Raw genomic sequence first — 16,379 nt, 5'->3', positions numbered from 1 at the left:
ACCCGAATCGCACCAGATGTCTGCTGGTGAACCCGCGGCCGCGATCGACGTCGACAGGGCGTGACCTGGTCTTCCAGGTCAGGGAGAGCGGAGACGACGCCCTGCCGCCGCGATAGCGGGGCCTTCGGCCAAGGCGGGTTCACGCGTTGGGTTGCTTCCGGTCGAATCTCAGCTCCGCCAACAGGCCCTTACGACCTGGTTCTCTCGCTGGGGCCGGTATGAGAGGGTAGGCCCTGTGATGCGGATCATGGGGCGCCGTCGTGCGCTGGTCGGGGTTCTTGCCGGTTCTCTCCTTCTCGCCGGATGCAACGCCGGACCGGGACAGGTCGGTGCGGCGGTGATCGTCGACGGCAAGTCCGTTTCGGTCGATCGCGTGCAGCAGCTGATCGACAAGGCCGTCCGTGAGCATCCGTACGGGCAGCAGCTCGCCAAGGAGCACAAGCTCGACCTCGTCGGCCGCGAGATCGTGCGCCAGGAGATCCTCCACGACCTCACTGAGCGTGCCGCCCAGCGCGAAGGCGTCCGCGTCGACGAGTCCCTCGTCGTGGCCGCGTTGCAGAACGATCCGCTGGCGAAGCCGATGGAGGCGAAGCAGCAGGACGATCCCGCGATCAGCGTGCAGCAGCTCGTCGCGCGCGTGCGGGATCACCGCGAAGCCCTGGTCGACGCGGCGCTGCAGACCCAGCTCGCGATGAAGTACCTGGACAAGCTCACCGTCAGTTTCGATTTCAGCTCGGTCTCCTCGACCGACGCCACCGGCTCCGACGCGGACAAGCTGCGCGAGCAGGCGATCGAGAAGGCCCGGAAGTTCGCCGCCTCGCCGAACGCGGCCGCGGAACTGATCGCGCAGGACCAGAAGACGTCCGACACGCAGGCAGGCACCGGTCAGAAGCTGCCGGCGATGCAGTCGCCCGCGACCGCGGCCACCGTCCTATTCGGGCTCGAGCCCAACACCGTCGCCGCGTTCCAGCCGACGCCGCAGCAGCCGCTGTGGGTCGTCGTCGTGGTGCGTGAGCGGGCCGCCGACAAGCCCGTCGCGTCGGATCAGGCCGCGCAGCCCACCGCCCAGCAGCTGGCCAACGTGGGTATCCGGCTCCTCCAGCCGTACCTGGACCAGGTCGACCTCAAGGTCAACCCGCGCTACGGCGTGTGGGATGTCGTGGGCATGGACCTCGCGCCCAACGAAGCTTCGAAAAAGGGCATCGTGCTGCCGGTGCACGGCGCCACCCCGCAAAACCCGTGACCGCTGCCGTCGTCGTGATCGCCCGCGGGGCGACACTGCCCGCCGCGGCACTCCCGATCCTGCGAAACAGCGACGCCGTGTACGCGGCGTCGGATGTCGATCCCGGCGTTTTCGGCGTGCCCGCGCTCGGTGACGCACAGGTGCGCGGCCTCGTGCTCATCGCCGGTTCGCGCCGGGAACCGAAGGCCGCGGCGCTGATCAGGGCGGGTGCCCGGGTGCTGGAAGCGCCCGTTCCGCCGCTGGTCGAGGCCGCCGAGGTGATGGACCGGCTCCGCTCGCCGGGCGGATGCCCGTGGGACGCCGTCCAGACGCACGAGTCGCTGCGTCAATACCTGGTCGAGGAAACCTACGAGCTGCTCGACGCGATCGAGGAAGGCGACCGGGCCGCCCTGCGCGAAGAACTCGGTGACGTCCTGCTCCAGGTGTTGTTCCACGCGCGCGTCGCCATCGAGGACGCGACCGATCCGTTCGGGATCGACGAGGTCGCGTCCGATCTGGTCGCGAAGCTCGTCGGGCGTCACCCCCACGTCTTCACCGACGCCCCGCGAGTCGAGACCGTCGACCACCAGAATCTCAAGTGGGAAGAACTGAAGCAGGCCGAGAAGAGCCGCCAGTCCATTGTGGACGGAGTCGCGCTCGGCCAGCCCGCCGTGGCGCTGGCCGGGAAGCTCGGGCAGCGCAGCGGCCGAGCCGGGATCCCACTCGACCTGTTCCCCGAAGGTTCCGAAGCGGCGGCCCAGTTGTTCCGGGTCGCCGCGACCGCTCGCCGGGCAGGGATCGACCCCGAGGGCGAGCTCCGTGCCGTCGCGAAGCGCTTCGCGCAAGACATCCGCGATGCCGAACAGGCCGCCCGGGACGCCGGTCTCGAACCGACGACGCTCGAGGCCGACGGCTGGCGCAAGTTCTGGCCGAGCTAGACCGTCAGGACGAGCTTGCCCTGGACACGTCCGGATTCGCTCAGTTCGTGCGCCTTCGCCGCTTGTTCGAGCGGGAGGACCTCGGCGATCGAGACCCGCAGGGAACCGGCGTCGGCCAAAGTCGCGATTTCCGCCAGATCCGTTCCGGACGGGGCGACGTAGAACTCGGCGAAATGGAGACCGAGGTCCTCGGCCTTCCGCCGGACCTCCGTCCGGTCCGGACCATGCCCGACGATGTCGATCAGCGAACCGCCCGGTTTGAGCGTGTCCAGTGACCGGGGACCGTACTCGCCGGAGATCGGGTCCAGCACGACGTCGAGGTCCTGCGATTTCGCGAAATCGCTGGTCGTGTAGTCGATCAGTTCGTCCGCGCCGAGCTTCCGGAGGAAGTCGTGCTTGGCTTCGCGCGCGGTGCCGATGACGTACGCGCCCTTGGCCTTGGCGATCTGCACGGCGAGATGCCCGACCCCGCCCGCCGCGGCGTGGACGAGCACGCGGTGACCCGGTCCGACCGGGAACAGCCTGGTGAACGGCTGCCACGCGGTCAGCGCCGCGATCGGGAGCGCGGCCGCGTGGACGTGATCGAGACTTCGCGGTTTCAGCGCGAGCGCGTCCTCGCTGACCGCGACGTACTCGGCGTACGAGCCGTTCGGCGGGAACGTGACGCCGTAGACCTCGTCGCCGGGCTGGAACCGCGTTCCGGCGGAATCGACCACGCCCGAGAAATCGAGTCCCACGGTCAGCGGCAGATCGCCGACGACCAGCCCGTTCCGGATCTTCCAATCCGCCGGATTCACTCCTGCGGCGTGGACGCGCACGAGGACCTGACCCTCGCCGGGAACAGGCTTTTCCGATTCGGCGAGGTGGAGAACGTCGGGTCCGCCGAACGAGACTTGCTGGATCTTTCGCATGGGAACGAGCATGTCGCTGCCAGGTACCCGTTGTGAAGTAGGCACCGCACTGGTATCTAGGTACCTCATGGGTACCTTCGATGAGCGGCGGATATTCGAAGAATGGGTGGCGGTGCACGGCCGTGACTGCCCGTCCAGGACGGTCATCGAGGTGCTCGCGAACAAGTGGGCGCTTTACGTTCTCGGTGCGATCCGGCGCTACGAGCGGCCGATGCGGTTCAGCGAACTTCGCCGTTTGCTCGACGGGATCACGCAGAAGATGCTGACCCAGACCCTCCGCTCCCTGGAACGGGACGGGCTGATCCGGCGGGACGTCTATCCCACCGTCCCGCCGCGGGTCGAGTACGGGCTCACCCCGCTCGGCGTCGATGTCGGCAGGCTGACGAACGCCGTCGCCGAATGGGCCGTCGAGAACGTCGACCAGATCTTCGCCGCACGCTCAGCTTTCGACGAGAAAGCGTCCGAAGCGGTACGGCCGCTGTGATGCGGAACACAATCGGGTGAGAACCGATTCGGCGGACTCGGCGTCTTGCCGGGTGTGAAGGGAACGGAACCGGACGAAGAGCAGCTCGTCCGCCGCACGGCCAAAGGTGACCGCGCGGCGTTCGAGGAGCTCTACCGCCGCACGTCGCCGTGGCTGGCCGTACGCCTGCGCCGTCGCTGCGCCGACGAGCAGATCGTCGCCGAGGTGATGCAGGAGACCTACCTCGCGGTTTGGCGTGCGGCCGGCGCGTTCGCCGGTGCGGCCGTCGGTGGGAGCGCAGTCGGCTGGTTGTGGACGATCGCCGCGAGGCGGCTCGTCGACGCTTTCCGCCGCCGGGCGAAGCACGCGCTGCCGCTGCCGGTCGCGGAGGCGGCCGTGGCGCCCGCCGCTGAAGACGAGGCGCTGGCCGGTGCGGTCGGCGACCACGTCGGCGACGCGCTGCGCCGGCTCGCTCCCGAACTACGGCAGGTCTTGCAGGCCATGGTGCTCGACGGGCTGACCGTCCGGGAGACCGCGGTCCTGCTCGGCGTGCCGGAAGGAACCGTCAAAACCCGCGCCAGGCGGGCTCGGATCGCGATGCGGGAGGCGCTGTCGTGAACAAGGAACACGTGTCCGGACAGCTTCTCGCCGGTTATGTCCGCGGGGACGAAGGCTTGGCCGGTGACGAGGTCTGGGCGATCGAAGCCCATCTCGAAACCTGCGCGGAATGCCGGGGGAGGCTGTCCGCGGTCAGCCTGCCCACGGTGTCGGCGCTGGTGGACGACGTCTGGGCGGGGCTGGGCCCGAAACTCGCCGAAACGGGGCCGGGGCGGTCACGGAGCCGGTGGGCCGGGCGGCTGCACACCTGGGTGACGCCGGTGATGCTGCCGTGGCTGGTGATGATCATCCTGCTCCCGGCGACGGGATTCCTCTTGGACTGGGCCGGCTTCACGTGGAGCCGGAACTACTCGTTCGTCCAGCTCTTCTCACCGGTGCTGCCGGTGCTCGGGGTCGCGGTGTCCTGGTCCAAGGGCCTCGATCCCGCTTACGAACTCGTCACTTCCGCGCCGAGGGGCGGGTTCTACCTGCTGCTGCGCCGGACGACGGCTGTCCTCGCCGTAGTGCTGCCGATGCAGGCCCTCGCGAGCTGGCTCGGCGGTGATGGCTTCGGGGGGCTCGCTCTCCTGCCGAGCCTGGCCTTCACCACCGGGACACTCGCGCTCGGCGGGCTGATCGGGGTGACCCGCGCGGCGTATGTCCTGGCCGGGATCTGGGTGGTGGTGGTCCTGGCGCCCGCGGTGGCTTCGCAAGGACGAGCCACCGTGCTCGAACCCGACCTGCTTCCGGTTTGGGGCGTGATCTTCGCGCTGACCATGGCCGTGGTGGTGCTCCGCCGGAGCGCCTTCGGCCTGCTCAGCGGATCCGAACGATGAACGAAGGGGAGAACATGATGCGTGCTGTCGGGGCCGCGGAGGTCGCACCCACGACCTACGCGTGGCAAATCGAGGCGGAGGAACTGAAGGTCCGGGTCGGCAAACGCAAGTTCGCCGTGAACGGGCTCGACCTGGAACTGGGCACGGGGGTGCACGGTCTGCTCGGCCCGAACGGGGCGGGGAAGACCACGCTGATCCGGGCGCTGGCGACGGTGCTCCGGCCGGCGGAGGGAAGGCTGGCGCTGCTCGGTGAGTCCGTCGGGGGGCTCACCGATCAGCGCCGCCTGCGCCGTCGGATCGGCTATCTGCCGCAGAATTTCGGCTACTACAAGCGCTTCACCGTCCGCGAGTTCGTCGAGTACATCGCGTGGCTCAAGGAAATGTCCAAAGAGGACATACCGGGAGCGGTGCAGCGTTCGATCGAACGGGTCGGCCTCGCCGATCGCGCCGACGACAAGATGAAGACGCTCTCCGGCGGCATGGTGCGGCGGGTCGGGATCGCCCAGGCGATCGTGAACGATCCCGACCTCCTCCTGCTGGACGAGCCGACCGCCGGACTCGACCCGGCGCAGCGCGTGCGGTTCCGGGAACTCATGCAGGAAATGGGGCGTGACGCCTGCGTCGTCGTCTCGACGCACCTCGTCGAGGACGTCGCCACGGCGTGCACCGACGTCGTCCTGTTCGAAAACGGCAAACTCGTCTTCCAGGGGACCCCGGACGAAATGGCCGCCGCCGGGACCGCGGAGTACGTCGGCGACAGCCCGATCGAGCGCGGTTATTCGGCGCTGCTCGGGCACGAGCCGGGGAGGGGTAACTGGTGAACACGCGGATTCTGCGGATCGAACTCCGTCGTTCCATCGCACCTTGGGCCACGCTCGCGATCCTCGTCGTCGCGTTCGGATTCCTGTACTCGTTCTCCGGTCCGTGGACGAGATCACCGATCGCGTGGAACGAGCACTGGGTGCCCGCCGCGGAATGGAGCCGGTTCCTGCTGGTGTTCCTGTGGCCGATCGCGATCGGCGCCGGTGTCATCCAGGGGATGCGGGACAGCCGGTCCGGCACGGCCGAACTCATGACCACCCTGCCGCGGCCCGGCTGGCAGCGGGCCGCGAAACTCGCCGGCGCGCTGGGCGGCCTGCTGGTGCTGGGCTACCTGCTGATCTTCGCAGTCGGCGCCGTCCAGGCGATCTTCAACGGCGGGTTCTTCACCTTCGGCTGGCTGCCGATCGTCGTGGTCGGTGTCCTCGGGATGCTCGCGGGCGCCTGGATCGGGCTCGGGATCGGCCGGTTGCTGCCGCATCCGCTGACCGCGCCCGCGGTGGCCGTCGCCGCGTTCGCGGCCGCGATCCTGTTCCAGCTCGCCGCGGGGGAGGGCAGCTTGCTGTCCGGGTTCGTGCCGTTCCGGGTCTCGCTGCTCTCTCCCGCGATGGACGTCGTCGACGATCCGTTCAACACCACCGCGGGCCGGATGGATCTCGGGCAGGTGATCTGGCTCGCCGGACTGGCCGCGACAGGGTTCCTCCTGCTGGCGGTCCGCTCCAAGCGGGCGAAGGCACTCGCCGTCGTCCCCGCGCTGGTGGCGGTCGGGATCGCCTTGCCCGTTCTTCCCGGCACCACGGCCGAAGGCAAGGTCATCGACCCGCACGCGACGGCGATGATCTGCGACGGCCCGGTCTGCGTCCCCCGCATGCTCGAGTCCGAACTGCCCCGTCTCGCCGGGCCGGGCAAGGAGGCGTTACGGCTGCTGGGAACACTGCCGGACGCACCGGTCAAGGTCGCGGCACAGGACCGGCGGCTGGGCTACGACGAGGTGCCGCCGCGTGCCGCCGACACCGTCTACGTGGACCTGCTGGATTGGTCCGTCCGTTCGCTCTTGGTCCCGGAAGACGTGACGCGGGCGCTGGTCGCCGGCGCCGGGACGCCGACCTGCTACTCCGCCCGTGGGGTCGACAAGTCCTTTATGGACGAACTCACCGCGCGATCGATCACCTCGAACTGGTTCCTCGGCGAGTGGAAGACGCTGAGCGGCTACTGGAGCGACGAGGTGAAGAACGAGGTCGTCCAGAAGCAGGAGACCTTCCGTGCCCTCCCGGCCGACGTGCAGCGAGAGCGGATCATCGCGGTGCGACAGGCGGGCCTGGCCTGCCGGGGTAACCAGCTCGACATCCTGCTCGGTGGGGCCCGATGAGGTGGGCGGTGCTGTACGCGCGGTCGCGGAGCGTGCCGGCCTCGTTCGCGGCGCTGGTGGTGACCACGGCGGTGATCTGGTTCCTGGCCAGGGACCACTGGTCGATGATCCCGGTTTCCCTGGCGCTCACGGCCGCGGTCGCGGTGATGGCGACCGGGCTGAGCGGACAGGACGCCGATCTCGACCGGACCGCCGCGATCCGGTGGATTCCCCGTCGCGGCCTGCATCTCCTCTTGATCGGCGGCCTCGGTTTCGGCGCCGTGCTCCTGCCCCGGCTGTGGGAGGCGGAGCAGGTGCCGGTGGAGATCATCACGCGGAACGCGGGCGGACTGCTCGGCCTCGCGGGGATCTCCGCGGTGCTGTTCGGCGGGGCCTTCGGGTGGGCGTTGCCGCTGTTCGTGTTCGTCGTCTCGTTCGTGGTCTGGGCCACCACGTCGGGCACGGACACCGCGCACCTGGCGATCACCTGGCTTCTCCAGCCCGCCGGCGTCCCCGCGGCCACGTGGACCGCCGTGGTACTCGGTGTGGTGGGCCTGGGGACCTACGCGGTCTTCGGTAATCGCCGCTGAAGTGTCATGAAAGGGGCTTTCCTGACGGAATTCGTCAGGAAAGCCCCTTTCATGACATCCGCTGGTCAGACGTTCCGGTTGTGCGGGACGAGATCGAGCGGGTCGTGGTCCGGGTCGTCGACGCCGAGGCTGATGATCCGCGAGGGGTGGATCCGGATCACCGCGCCGTCGAAATGACCGTCGGCCGTGCGGGCGCCCGTCAGCGCCTCGGCCCGGCCGCGGATCTCGAGGCAGCGGATCCTCGGCGGGTCCTGCGACGGCATGTCGTCCACCACGAACGCGGCCTGCCCGTTGGCGGCCACGTTCCGGAACTTCTTGCTCTTCGCCAGTTCGTAGCCGGTGATGTCGATCGTCCGGGTCTCGGTGTTGTAGGCATAACCGACCGGGCTGACCTGCAGTGTCCCGTCCGGCTGGGCCGTCGCGAGCCGTCCGAGTCCCTGGGTGGCGAGGTAGTCGAGTTCCGCTTCACTGAACATGGAATCCAGTGTGCGACCTCCACTTAGCTGGAGGTCAAGCGAACAGGCCTTCGCCCCAGAAACCGCCTTCACGCACGCCCGGTGGCACGGCGAAATGAGCGGATCCGGTGTGCTGGAGATACTCCATCATCGCGTCTTTCGATGACAGCGCCTGCTGCATCGGCACGAACTGCTTGCGAGTGTCCCGGTTGAAGGCGAGGAAGAACAGCCCCGCGTCGAGGTGCCCGACACCGTCGGAACCGTCGACGAAGTTGTAGCCGCGCCGCAGGATCCGTGCCCCGTTCAGGTTCTCGTGCGAGGCGAGCCGGACGTGTGAATCCTCCGGGATCAGTTTCTCGCCGCCCGCGCCGCCGACGTTGAAGTCGGGCTCGTCGAACTCGGCGGCCTGCCCCAGCGGCGCGCCCGCGCCCTTCGACCGGCCGACGATGCCTTCCTGCCCTCGCAACGATTCCCGGTCCCAGGTCTCGATGTGCATGCGGATCCGGCGGGCCACCAGGAACGACCCGCCCGCCATCCACGGCTGCCCGTCTTCGGCCGTCGCCCACACCTGGTCGCGCAGGACGTCGGCCTCCTCGGCCTTGACGTTGCGCGTCCCGTCCTTGAACCCGAACAGGTTCCGCGGTGTGGACTGTGCCCGCGACGTCGACGAACTGCGGCCGAACCCGAGTTGCGACCAGCGCACCGCCGTGACGCCGAAGCCCAGCCGTACCAGGTTCCGGATCGCGTGCACCGCGACCTGCGGATCGTCCGCGCACGCCTGGATACAGACGTCGCCACCGCTGCGCGCGGGGTCGAGTTTGTCGGCCGGGAACAGGGGGAGGTCGATCAGCGCGGCGGGCCGTTTCGGGGCGAGCCCGAACCGGTCGTCGAACAGCGAAGGGCCGAAACCGATCGTCAGCGTCAGCGACGACGCCGCCAGATCGAGGGCCTCGCCGGTGTCACTCGGCGGGGCGGCGGGGGCGCCACCGACGGCGCCGCCCGTCCCGACCTCCCGGCCCGCGGTCATCCGCCGGGCCGCGTCCGTCCACGTGCGCAGCAGCTTGACCAGCTTTTCGCGATCCTTCGTCGTCACGTCCAGCGCGACGAAATGCAGGTTCTCCTGGACCGGCGTCACGATCCCGGCCTGGTGCTCGCCATGGAACTCGACGACGCTCTGCGCGGCCTGTGCCGGGCTGTCCCCGCCGAGCAGCCGGTTCGCCCCGAATCCGGCGGCCGCGCCGGTTCCGACGAGAGCGGCACCCGCTCCCGCCATGCCGAACAGCTTCCGGCGGGAGACCCGGGTGTCCTCCGTCCCGGTCATTGCGCCGCGACCTCCGCGACCTTGCTCAGCGGCTCGCTCAGCGCGTCGACCGCCGACGCGAATTCCTTGATCTGGTCCTGGCTCAGCGCGGTGTACAGCTTGAAGCCGTCGCCTTCGCGCTGCTTGTCCAGCAACGCCTGCACGCTGCCGAACTCCTTGTCCAAAGTGGACACCAGGGCCGGGTCCTTCGCCTGCAGCAGCGGGCGCAGCGAGGCGATCGCGGCCTTCGAACCGTCGAGGTTGCCCTGGAAGTCCGAGAGGTCGGTGTGCGAGAACGCCTCCTCTTCGCCGGTGATCTTGCCGGTGGCGATCTCGTCGAGCAGTTCCTTGGCACCGTTGGCCAGGTCGAGCGCGTTCAGTTCGAGCGCGGCCGACTTGGTGACGAGTTCCTTGACGTCGGCGAGCAGCTGGTCGGCGATCTGGGGCGCGTCGGGCTGCAGCCCGCTCACCCAAAGGTCCTTCTCCAGCCGGTGGAAACCGGTGAACTTCTGGCCCGGTTCGAGGTCGGCCTCGCGCGCGTCGATCTTCGGGTCGAGGTCGCCGAACTTCTCGGCCACCGGCTCGACCCGCTCGAAGTAGACGCGGGTGCGGGCATACGCGGCCTTCGCCTCCTCGGCCTTGTTCGCCTTCACCAGCGCGACGAACTTGGTGGTCTCCTCGTCGAGCGCCTTCGTGTTGTTCGCGACGTACTCCGCGTAGCTCTTGACCGCCTGCGCCTTCTGCGAGTTCGGGTCGGTCTGCTTCGCACCACCACCGGTGACGGTGAAGTCGCCGCGGAGGCCGTTGCCGGTCATCCCCGGCTTGCACGCTGTCTGGTACTTGCCCGCTTCGGCGACCTCGACGATGAGCCGCCGGTTCAGCCCGGGCGCGATGTTCTCGACCTCGCCCATGATCCGGTCGCCCTCGGCGTAGAGGTAGAACTCGGTGACCTTGCTGCCCTTGTTGGTGATTTCGAAGGTCACGTTGCCCGCGCTCGCGGTGTTCACCGAGACGGCGCACGCGCTGTCCGAGGCTTCGACCTTGATCGGGCCGCCGGCCGCGGCGGGGGTTTCCTCGCCACCACCGCAGGCGGTGAGCACCAGGGCGCCGACGCCGGCGAGAGCGGCGAGCGGGAATCGACGGGACACGGTGGTCACTCCTTAACCGCGGCCGCGACGGGAGCCGTCGCGGCCTTCTTCTTGGGCCTGAGGAAGAGCGGCAGCACGATCGCCACGTACGCGACCCACGCGACGGCCTGCAGGACCGTCGTCTGCTGCGAATAGTTGAAGATCCCCTTGAGCAGCGCGCCGTACCAGCTGGTCTCCGGCAGCACGTTCGACGCGTCGAACGCGAGTGTGTTCAGACCGGGCAGGAAGGCGGCCTCCTGCAGGTCGTGCAGGCCGTAGCCGAGCACGCCCGCCGCGACGAACACCAGCAGGACGCCGGTGATCGTGAAGAACCTGCCGAGGTCGAACCGGACGGCGCCGCGGTAGAGCAGGTACGCCAGCACGACCGCGGTGAGGATGCCCGCGGTGAAACCGATCAGCGGTTCGGTCGTCCCGCCTTGGGCGGTCTGCACGGTCGAGTAGAAGAACACCGCCGTTTCCAGGCCTTCGCGGCCGACGGCGAAGAACGACAGGACGAGGACGGCGACCGGGCCCACGTTGAGCGCTTCGTCCAGCTTCCCGCGCAGCTCGGCGGCGATCGTCCTCGACGCCTTGCGCATCCAGAAGATCATCGCCGTCACGAAACCGACCGCGACGATCGACAGGGTGCCGCCGAGCAGTTCCTGCTGCTCGAAGGACAGCTGAGCGGTGGAGTAAGTGAGGATCGCGCCGATCCCGACCGACAGCAGGACGGCGACGCCGACACCGAGCCACACCCAGCGCAGCGCGTGCTTCCGGTCGGTCTTGACCAGGAACGCGACGAGGATGCTGACGACGAGGGCGGCTTCCAGGCCTTCACGCAGGCCGATGAGCGCACTCGCGAACCACACGTCGTTCTCCCTGGTCGTCTGACTGAACCTCCTGGTTTTAGGTAAGCCTTGCCTGAAAGTCCAGCTCAGCCGAGGGATGGTGAATGTGGACGAACCGCTTGAACGGGCCTTGATCGGACGGGCGCGCGGAAAGCATCCGCAGGTCAGCGCGCACCGCGCGGATCACATAACGAATCGGCGCCACGACCGCCGGTTTACCGTCCGCTGACCTGCTCCTCCGAATGGGTCATCCCCCGGCAGTGTGGCGAAGTAACCTGACCGGGTGGCCGAAACCACCCAGTCGAGCATCGACGCCCCGGAGCACCCAGCGCGCCCTCTGCCGCCGTACGTCCCCAGGCTCGCTTTCGCGGGCGGGCTCGTGCTGACCGGCGTGGTGCTGATCATGACCGTCGGGATGAGCCGGCCGGGTGGGGACGAGCCGCCCCCGCCGGCGGAACCGCAGCCCGCGCTCGCGGTTCCCGACCAGAAACCGCAGCCTGGCGTGGCGACGCCGCGAGCCGGGCTGGCCGCGCCGCCCGACCGGCCCACCGTTTCCGACGCGGCCGAACTCGAGATCTGGGCGAACCGGGTGGCCGCGAAGACGCGGCTGTCCGCCACCGACCTTTCCGCTTACGGCCGGGCGGAGATGTGGCTTCGGCGGCAGAAGCCGGGCTGTCACCTCTCTTGGGCGACCCTCGCCGGTGTTTCCCACGTCGAGACGGCGCAGGGCAGGCCCGGCCCGATCACGCTCACGCCCGATATCTGGGCCAAGCACGCTGTCCGTGCCACCAGTGACGGGAAGCCGCCGGATCCGAAGAACCTCGATGACGCCGCCTTCGCCACCGCCCGCTACCTGTGCGCCGCCGGCGACGACGTCGCCACCCCGGAGGGATGGTGGAAGTCGATGCGGATGTTCAACCCCGCCGTTCCGTACGCCCAGGAGGTCTTCAGCGCGGCCGACGCCTACGCGGACGCCAGCGTCGCGCCCTGATCCTCGAGCACCAGGTCGAAGTTGAGCGCGGCCGCCATCCGGTAGGCGTCGCCCGCCGCGACGACCAGCTGCGCCATCGGGTCGACGACGTTCCCCGCCGCCCAGACGCCGTCCACATTCGTCCGGCCCTGCGCGTCCACCGCGACGAAACCGTCTTCGGTGCGCGCGCAGCCGAGCTGGGCGAGCAGCCGGTCGTGCGGGACGAACTTCGGGCCGACGAACACGACGTCGCGTTCGACGAGGTCGCCGTCGACGAGCCGGACCCCGGCCAGCCGGTCGTTTTCGACGGCGAGCTCGGACACCTTCCCGTCGACGATCCGGATGCCCAGTCCGGTCAGCTTCGCCCGGTCGTCCGCCGAGATCTCTTGGGTGTGCGTGAAGAACGTCAGGTCCTTGCTCCACTGCCAGACGATCAGCGCCTGGTGGACCGACTTCTCGGAGGTCGCGAGCACGCCGAAGCGCTGATCGCGCACTTCCCAGCCGTGGCAGTACGGGCAGTGCAGTACGTCGGTGCCGAACCGCTCCGCGACACCGGGGACGTCCGGCAGTTCGTCGGCCAGCCCGGTGGTCATCACGATCCGGCGCCCGCTGACGACCCGGCCGCTCGCCAGCTCCACCGCTTTGTCGTGCCGCAGCCGGTGGACGACGTCGTCGATGAGTTCCACGCCGTATCCGCGCACTTCGTCACGGCCTATCGCCAGGAGTTCTTTGGGCGGGATGCCGTCCCTGGTCAGGAAACCTTGCGCGTGCGCGGCGGGCGCGTTGCGCGGCGTCCCGCCGTCGATCACGGCGACCTTCCGCCGCGCCCTGCCCAGTACCAAGGCCGCGCTGAGGCCCGCGACACCACCGCCGATGATCACCACGTCGAATTCGTTGCTCATGGTCCCGAGCATCCGACTTCCGTCGAAATCTGGCAAAGTTCATTGCCGGTTTGGCAAACTGGGGGCATGCAGGACATCGAACGGCGGCTCGCCGAGGTCGGCCCGAAGCTCAAGCAGCTCCGCAAGGAACGCGGCACCACCCTCTCCGCGCTCTCGGAGGCGACGGGGATCTCCGCCAGTACGCTTTCGCGGCTCGAATCGGGTACCCGGAAGGCCACCCTGGAGCTGCTGCTGACGCTGTCGGAGGCGCACAAGGTCCCGCTCGACGAACTGGTCGGCGAACCCGAGCCGTCCGATCCGCGGGTCCGGATGAAACCGCAGAAGTTCGGCAGGTTCACCGCCTGGTCGCTGAGCGCGCAGCCCGGTCAGCCGCAGGCGTTCAAACTGCTGATCCCGGTCGAGAACATCGAACCGGTGCAACGGACACACGAGGGCTACGAGTGGATGTACGTCCTCAGTGGACGGTTGCGGGCGGTGCTCGGCGACCGTGACTTCACGATGGGGCCGGGCGAGGCCGCCGAATTCGACACGCGGGTGCCGCATTGGTTCGGAAGCGCGGGGCCGGGGCCGGTGGAACTGCTGGTGCTCTTCGGCAAGCAGGGTGAGCGGGCCCACCTGCGGGCCAAGTCCACCTGAGAACCGGCGTCAGTCGCGCAACGCGATCCGCGCGCTGACCTCGCTGATCGCCTCCAGGTACTCCGGGATCGGGTGCATCGCCGACGCGATCCGCATCTGCGCGAGCGCCTCGGTCAACCGGCCGAGGCGCTGGAGGGTCCGCCCCAACACGAACCGGGCGTAATGATCGGTGGGGTCCAGCTCCAGCACCCGGTTGAAGGCGCGCTCGGCCCGCCGCAACTGTGCGGAGTGGAAGTACGCGCGGCCCGCCAGCAGTTGCACGCTCGGTTTGTCGGTTTCCTCCTCCAGCAACGGTTGGAGGGCCTTGAGGGCATCGAGCGGCCTGCGGCTTTCGACCAGGGCCTCGGCCTGTCGGAAGGCACGGAACCGCGATTCGCCGGACGAGTCCGGACCAGGTTCTGGGGCGGGTTCGGCATCCATCATGGTCCGCTCCACGATACCCCTGGGCAGGGCCGTTCACGAGGAGCTGAAACGGTCATGGTGGACTGTCTTGCCATGAGCAGTGCCGAAGAGGACAGGCCCGAATACCTCGGTCTCGCGCCGTACCTCTACTACGCCGACGCGACCGAAGCGGTCTCGTGGCTGGTCAGAGTGTTCGGGTTCACCGAGGAGGTGCGCTTCGCCGACGCCTCCGGTGAGGTGTTCCAGGCCACGCTGTGCGCCGGTCCGGCGAAGATCCAGCTGGCCGGGGTCGGTCCCGAATACTGGGCCGCCAAGGGCGTCGACGGCCCTGTCGGGCAGCTGAACATCGTCTACGTCCCCGACGCCGACGCGCAGTACGAGCGGGTCCGCGCCGCGCTGGGCGACGACGCCGACCTCGACGCGCCGCAGGATCAGCCCTACGGTGCCCGCGTGTTCACCGTCTCCGACATCGGCGGCAACAGCTGGACCTTCTGGCAGCAGTTCTCCGACACCGTCGAGTTGCCGTCGGGCTGGCGTGAAGTCCGCGCAGGTGAACCAGTCGCCGAGTAGGTCCTGTGTGGCGCGTGCCTCCAACGGGTGAACCGTGCCGACGGCTAGGCTGGGGCCGGTCACCGCAGGCACAACCCACATGAGGAGCATGGCGTGGCGCTCATCGAGCAGGTAGGCGCTCGCGAGATTCTTGACTCGCGAGGCAACCCGACGGTCGAAGTGGAGGTGGCTCTCGACGACGGCACGCTGGCGCGGGCCGCGGTCCCCTCGGGTGCGTCCACCGGCGAACACGAAGCCGTCGAGCTGCGTGACGGCGACACCGGCCGGTACAACGGCAAGGGTGTCGAGCGCGCGGTCGCGGCCGTCCTGGACGAAATCGGCCCGGACCTGGTCGGCACCGACGCCGTGGACCAGCGCATCGTCGACCAGAAGCTGGTCGATCTCGACGGCACCCCGGACAAGGGCCGCCTCGGCGCGAACGCCATCCTCGGTGTTTCGCTCGCCGTCGCGAAGGCCGCCGCCGATTCGGCCGAATTGGAACTGTTCCGCTACCTCGGCGGGCCGAACGCGCACGTGCTGCCGGTGCCGATGCTGAACATCCTCAACGGTGGCGCGCACGCCGACACCGATGTGGACATCCAGGAGTTCATGATCGCGCCGATCGGCGCCGAGTCGTTCCGCGAGGCCCTGCGCTGGGGCACCGAGGTCTACCACTCGCTGAAGTCGGTCCTGAAGGGCCGCGGCCTGGCGACCGGCCTCGGCGACGAAGGCGGCTTCGCGCCCAGTCTGAAGAACAACCGCGAGGCGCTCGACCTGATCCTTCAGGCGATCGAGAAGGCCGGGTACGCCCCGGGCCGGGACATCGCGCTCGCGCTCGACGTCGCCGCGACGGAGTTCTACTCCGACGGCGCGTACACCTTCGAAGGTGCGAAGAAGAGCGCCGAGCAGATGTCGGCCTACTACGCCGAACTGCTGCGCGACTACCCGCTCGTGTCCATCGAGGACCCGCTGAGCGAGGACGACTGGGACGGCTGGGTCCAGCTGACCGCCGAGGTCGGCGAGAAGGTCCAGATCGTCGGCGACGACCTGTTCGTCACCAACCCGGACCGCCTCGAGGAGGGCATCACCCGCCGCGCCGCCAACGCGCTGCTGGTGAAGGTCAACCAGATCGGCACGCTGTCGGAGACCCTCGACGCGATCTCGCTGGCCACCTCGTACGGCTACAAGTCGATGATGAGCCACCGGTCCGGCGAGACCGAGGACACCTTCATCGCGGACCTCGCCGTCGCGACCGGTGTCGGCCAGATCAAGACCGGCGCTCCGGCGCGCGGCGAGCGGATCGCCAAGTACAACCAGCTGCTCCGGATCGAGGAAACCCTCGCCGACGCGGCGCGCTACGCCGGCGACCTGGCATTTCCCCGGTTCAGCGCCGAGGGATAACGAGCTATGGCGGACCGGGGGAGGGCGCGGACCCGTCGTAACGGGCGCGCGGAAGGCGGTGGCTC

19 protein-coding genes are annotated in these 16,379 nt (G+C 68.9%); 12 read left to right on the top strand and 7 right to left on the bottom strand.

Annotated elements, in window-relative coordinates; genetic code table 11:
* The first annotated feature begins 238 nt into the window (after window positions 1-238).
* A complete protein-coding gene (locus BKN51_RS28700; protein WP_101610606.1) occupies window positions 239-1,243 on the top strand; it encodes a hypothetical protein in 1,005 nt (334 codons plus the stop codon).
* A complete protein-coding gene (locus tag BKN51_RS28695; RefSeq protein ID WP_101610605.1) occupies window positions 1,240-2,160 on the top strand; it encodes a MazG family protein in 921 nt (306 codons plus the stop codon). The genes BKN51_RS28700 and BKN51_RS28695 overlap by 4 nt, the downstream gene beginning before the upstream one ends.
* On the opposite strand, the gene BKN51_RS28690 is transcribed toward BKN51_RS28695, so the two are convergent.
* Window positions 2,157-3,071 carry an NADP-dependent oxidoreductase gene (locus BKN51_RS28690; RefSeq protein ID WP_233222957.1) on the bottom strand — a complete coding sequence of 305 codons (915 nt, stop codon included), beginning with the start codon at window positions 3,069-3,071 and terminating at the stop codon, window positions 2,157-2,159. The genes BKN51_RS28695 and BKN51_RS28690 overlap by 4 nt on opposite strands.
* A gap of 67 nt (window positions 3,072-3,138) precedes the next feature.
* Here BKN51_RS28690 and BKN51_RS28685 point away from each other — a divergent pair, with 67 nt between their 5' ends.
* From BKN51_RS28685 to BKN51_RS28660, 6 genes are read left to right on the top strand one after another with little or no spacing between them, the layout of a single operon-like run.
* A complete protein-coding gene (locus BKN51_RS28685; RefSeq protein ID WP_101610603.1) occupies window positions 3,139-3,555 on the top strand; it encodes a winged helix-turn-helix transcriptional regulator in 417 nt (138 codons plus the stop codon).
* A 54-nt stretch (window positions 3,556-3,609) separates the two neighbouring features.
* On the top strand, window positions 3,610-4,152 hold the full coding sequence (locus BKN51_RS28680) for an RNA polymerase sigma factor (RefSeq protein ID WP_101610602.1): 543 nt from the start codon (window positions 3,610-3,612) through the stop codon (window positions 4,150-4,152).
* A complete protein-coding gene (locus BKN51_RS28675) occupies window positions 4,149-4,967 on the top strand; it encodes a zf-HC2 domain-containing protein (RefSeq protein ID WP_101610601.1) in 819 nt (272 codons plus the stop codon). The genes BKN51_RS28680 and BKN51_RS28675 overlap by 4 nt, the downstream gene beginning before the upstream one ends.
* Window positions 4,968-4,984: 17 nt before the next feature.
* Window positions 4,985-5,788 (top strand): ABC transporter ATP-binding protein, encoded by an 804-nt coding sequence (locus tag BKN51_RS28670; RefSeq protein ID WP_101613513.1) that lies wholly within the window; start codon window positions 4,985-4,987, stop codon window positions 5,786-5,788.
* Window positions 5,785-7,155 (top strand): hypothetical protein, encoded by a 1,371-nt coding sequence (locus tag BKN51_RS28665; protein WP_101610600.1) that lies wholly within the window; start codon window positions 5,785-5,787, stop codon window positions 7,153-7,155. Before BKN51_RS28670 ends, BKN51_RS28665 begins: the two co-directional genes overlap by 4 nt.
* Window positions 7,152-7,724, top strand: a complete 573-nt coding sequence (locus BKN51_RS28660; RefSeq protein ID WP_233222958.1) for a hypothetical protein — start codon at window positions 7,152-7,154, stop codon at window positions 7,722-7,724. The genes BKN51_RS28665 and BKN51_RS28660 overlap by 4 nt, the downstream gene beginning before the upstream one ends.
* Window positions 7,725-7,789: 65 nt before the next feature.
* Here BKN51_RS28660 and BKN51_RS28655 read toward each other — a convergent pair whose 3' ends face one another.
* Genes BKN51_RS28655 through efeU form a run of 4 tightly spaced genes read right to left on the bottom strand, consistent with a single transcriptional unit; the run spans window position 7,790 to window position 11,475 of the window.
* Complete coding sequence (locus BKN51_RS28655; protein WP_101610599.1) at window positions 7,790-8,200, bottom strand: PPOX class F420-dependent oxidoreductase; 411 nt, start codon at window positions 8,198-8,200, stop codon at window positions 7,790-7,792.
* Between the two features lie 34 nt (window positions 8,201-8,234).
* Window positions 8,235-9,500 (bottom strand): iron uptake transporter deferrochelatase/peroxidase subunit, encoded by a 1,266-nt coding sequence (efeB, locus tag BKN51_RS28650; protein ID WP_101610598.1) that lies wholly within the window; start codon window positions 9,498-9,500, stop codon window positions 8,235-8,237.
* Window positions 9,497-10,627, bottom strand: coding sequence for an iron uptake system protein EfeO (gene efeO / locus BKN51_RS28645; RefSeq protein WP_101613511.1), 1,131 nt, complete (start codon window positions 10,625-10,627; stop codon window positions 9,497-9,499). The genes efeB and efeO overlap by 4 nt, the downstream gene beginning before the upstream one ends.
* A gap of 5 nt (window positions 10,628-10,632) precedes the next feature.
* Window positions 10,633-11,475 (bottom strand): iron uptake transporter permease EfeU, encoded by an 843-nt coding sequence (gene efeU / locus BKN51_RS28640; RefSeq protein ID WP_101610597.1) that lies wholly within the window; start codon window positions 11,473-11,475, stop codon window positions 10,633-10,635.
* 262 nt (window positions 11,476-11,737) lie between these two features.
* Between efeU and BKN51_RS28635 the strand changes: the two genes are divergently transcribed.
* Window positions 11,738-12,445 (top strand): murein transglycosylase, encoded by a 708-nt coding sequence (locus BKN51_RS28635; protein WP_101610596.1) that lies wholly within the window; start codon window positions 11,738-11,740, stop codon window positions 12,443-12,445.
* Here BKN51_RS28635 and BKN51_RS28630 read toward each other — a convergent pair.
* On the bottom strand, window positions 12,418-13,338 hold the full coding sequence (locus BKN51_RS28630; RefSeq protein WP_101610595.1) for an NAD(P)/FAD-dependent oxidoreductase: 921 nt from the start codon (window positions 13,336-13,338) through the stop codon (window positions 12,418-12,420). The two genes, BKN51_RS28635 and BKN51_RS28630, sit on opposite strands and share 28 nt — an antisense overlap.
* Before the next feature lie 54 nt (window positions 13,339-13,392).
* On the opposite strand from BKN51_RS28630, the gene BKN51_RS28625 reads away from it, so the two are divergent.
* Entirely contained in the window at window positions 13,393-13,962 is a 570-nt protein-coding gene (locus tag BKN51_RS28625) for a helix-turn-helix domain-containing protein (RefSeq protein WP_101610594.1), read from the top strand.
* A gap of 9 nt (window positions 13,963-13,971) precedes the next feature.
* Here BKN51_RS28625 and BKN51_RS28620 read toward each other — a convergent pair whose 3' ends face one another.
* Window positions 13,972-14,385, bottom strand: coding sequence for a tetratricopeptide repeat protein (locus tag BKN51_RS28620; RefSeq protein ID WP_101613510.1), 414 nt, complete (start codon window positions 14,383-14,385; stop codon window positions 13,972-13,974).
* A gap of 72 nt (window positions 14,386-14,457) precedes the next feature.
* Between BKN51_RS28620 and BKN51_RS28615 the strand changes: the two genes are divergently transcribed.
* Window positions 14,458-14,934, top strand: a complete 477-nt coding sequence (locus BKN51_RS28615; protein ID WP_101610593.1) for a VOC family protein — start codon at window positions 14,458-14,460, stop codon at window positions 14,932-14,934.
* 93 nt (window positions 14,935-15,027) lie between these two features.
* Window positions 15,028-16,314: a phosphopyruvate hydratase gene (gene eno, locus BKN51_RS28610; RefSeq protein ID WP_101610592.1), complete on the top strand. Its 1,287-nt coding sequence runs from the start codon at window positions 15,028-15,030 to the stop codon at window positions 16,312-16,314.
* Window positions 16,315-16,379 lie beyond the last annotated feature (65 nt).

It is taken from the genome of Amycolatopsis sp. BJA-103, assembly GCF_002849735.1.
In the GTDB taxonomy this organism is placed as follows: domain Bacteria; phylum Actinomycetota; class Actinomycetes; order Mycobacteriales; family Pseudonocardiaceae; genus Amycolatopsis.
This window is presented reverse-complemented; position numbering and strand designations above follow the sequence as displayed.

Bases quoted from the DNA above. Each gene is read 5' to 3' on its own strand.
- BKN51_RS28700 (WP_101610606.1), top strand. From the start codon at position 239: ATGCGGATCATGGGGCGCCGTCGTGCGCTGGTCGGGGTTCTTGCCGGT.
- BKN51_RS28690 (WP_233222957.1), bottom strand. From the start codon at position 3,071: ATGCGAAAGATCCAGCAAGTCTCGTTCGGCGGACCCGACGTTCTCCAC.
- BKN51_RS28685 (WP_101610603.1), top strand. From the start codon at position 3,139: ATGGGTACCTTCGATGAGCGGCGGATATTCGAAGAATGGGTGGCGGTG.
- BKN51_RS28670 (WP_101613513.1), top strand. From the start codon at position 4,985: ATGCGTGCTGTCGGGGCCGCGGAGGTCGCACCCACGACCTACGCGTGG.
- BKN51_RS28660 (WP_233222958.1), top strand. From the start codon at position 7,152: ATGAGGTGGGCGGTGCTGTACGCGCGGTCGCGGAGCGTGCCGGCCTCG.
- BKN51_RS28655 (WP_101610599.1), bottom strand. From the start codon at position 8,200: ATGTTCAGTGAAGCGGAACTCGACTACCTCGCCACCCAGGGACTCGGA.
- efeB (WP_101610598.1), bottom strand. From the start codon at position 9,500: ATGACCGGGACGGAGGACACCCGGGTCTCCCGCCGGAAGCTGTTCGGC.
- BKN51_RS28630 (WP_101610595.1), bottom strand. From the start codon at position 13,338: ATGCTCGGGACCATGAGCAACGAATTCGACGTGGTGATCATCGGCGGT.
- BKN51_RS28625 (WP_101610594.1), top strand. From the start codon at position 13,393: ATGCAGGACATCGAACGGCGGCTCGCCGAGGTCGGCCCGAAGCTCAAG.
- BKN51_RS28620 (WP_101613510.1), bottom strand. From the start codon at position 14,385: ATGATGGATGCCGAACCCGCCCCAGAACCTGGTCCGGACTCGTCCGGC.
- BKN51_RS28615 (WP_101610593.1), top strand. From the start codon at position 14,458: ATGAGCAGTGCCGAAGAGGACAGGCCCGAATACCTCGGTCTCGCGCCG.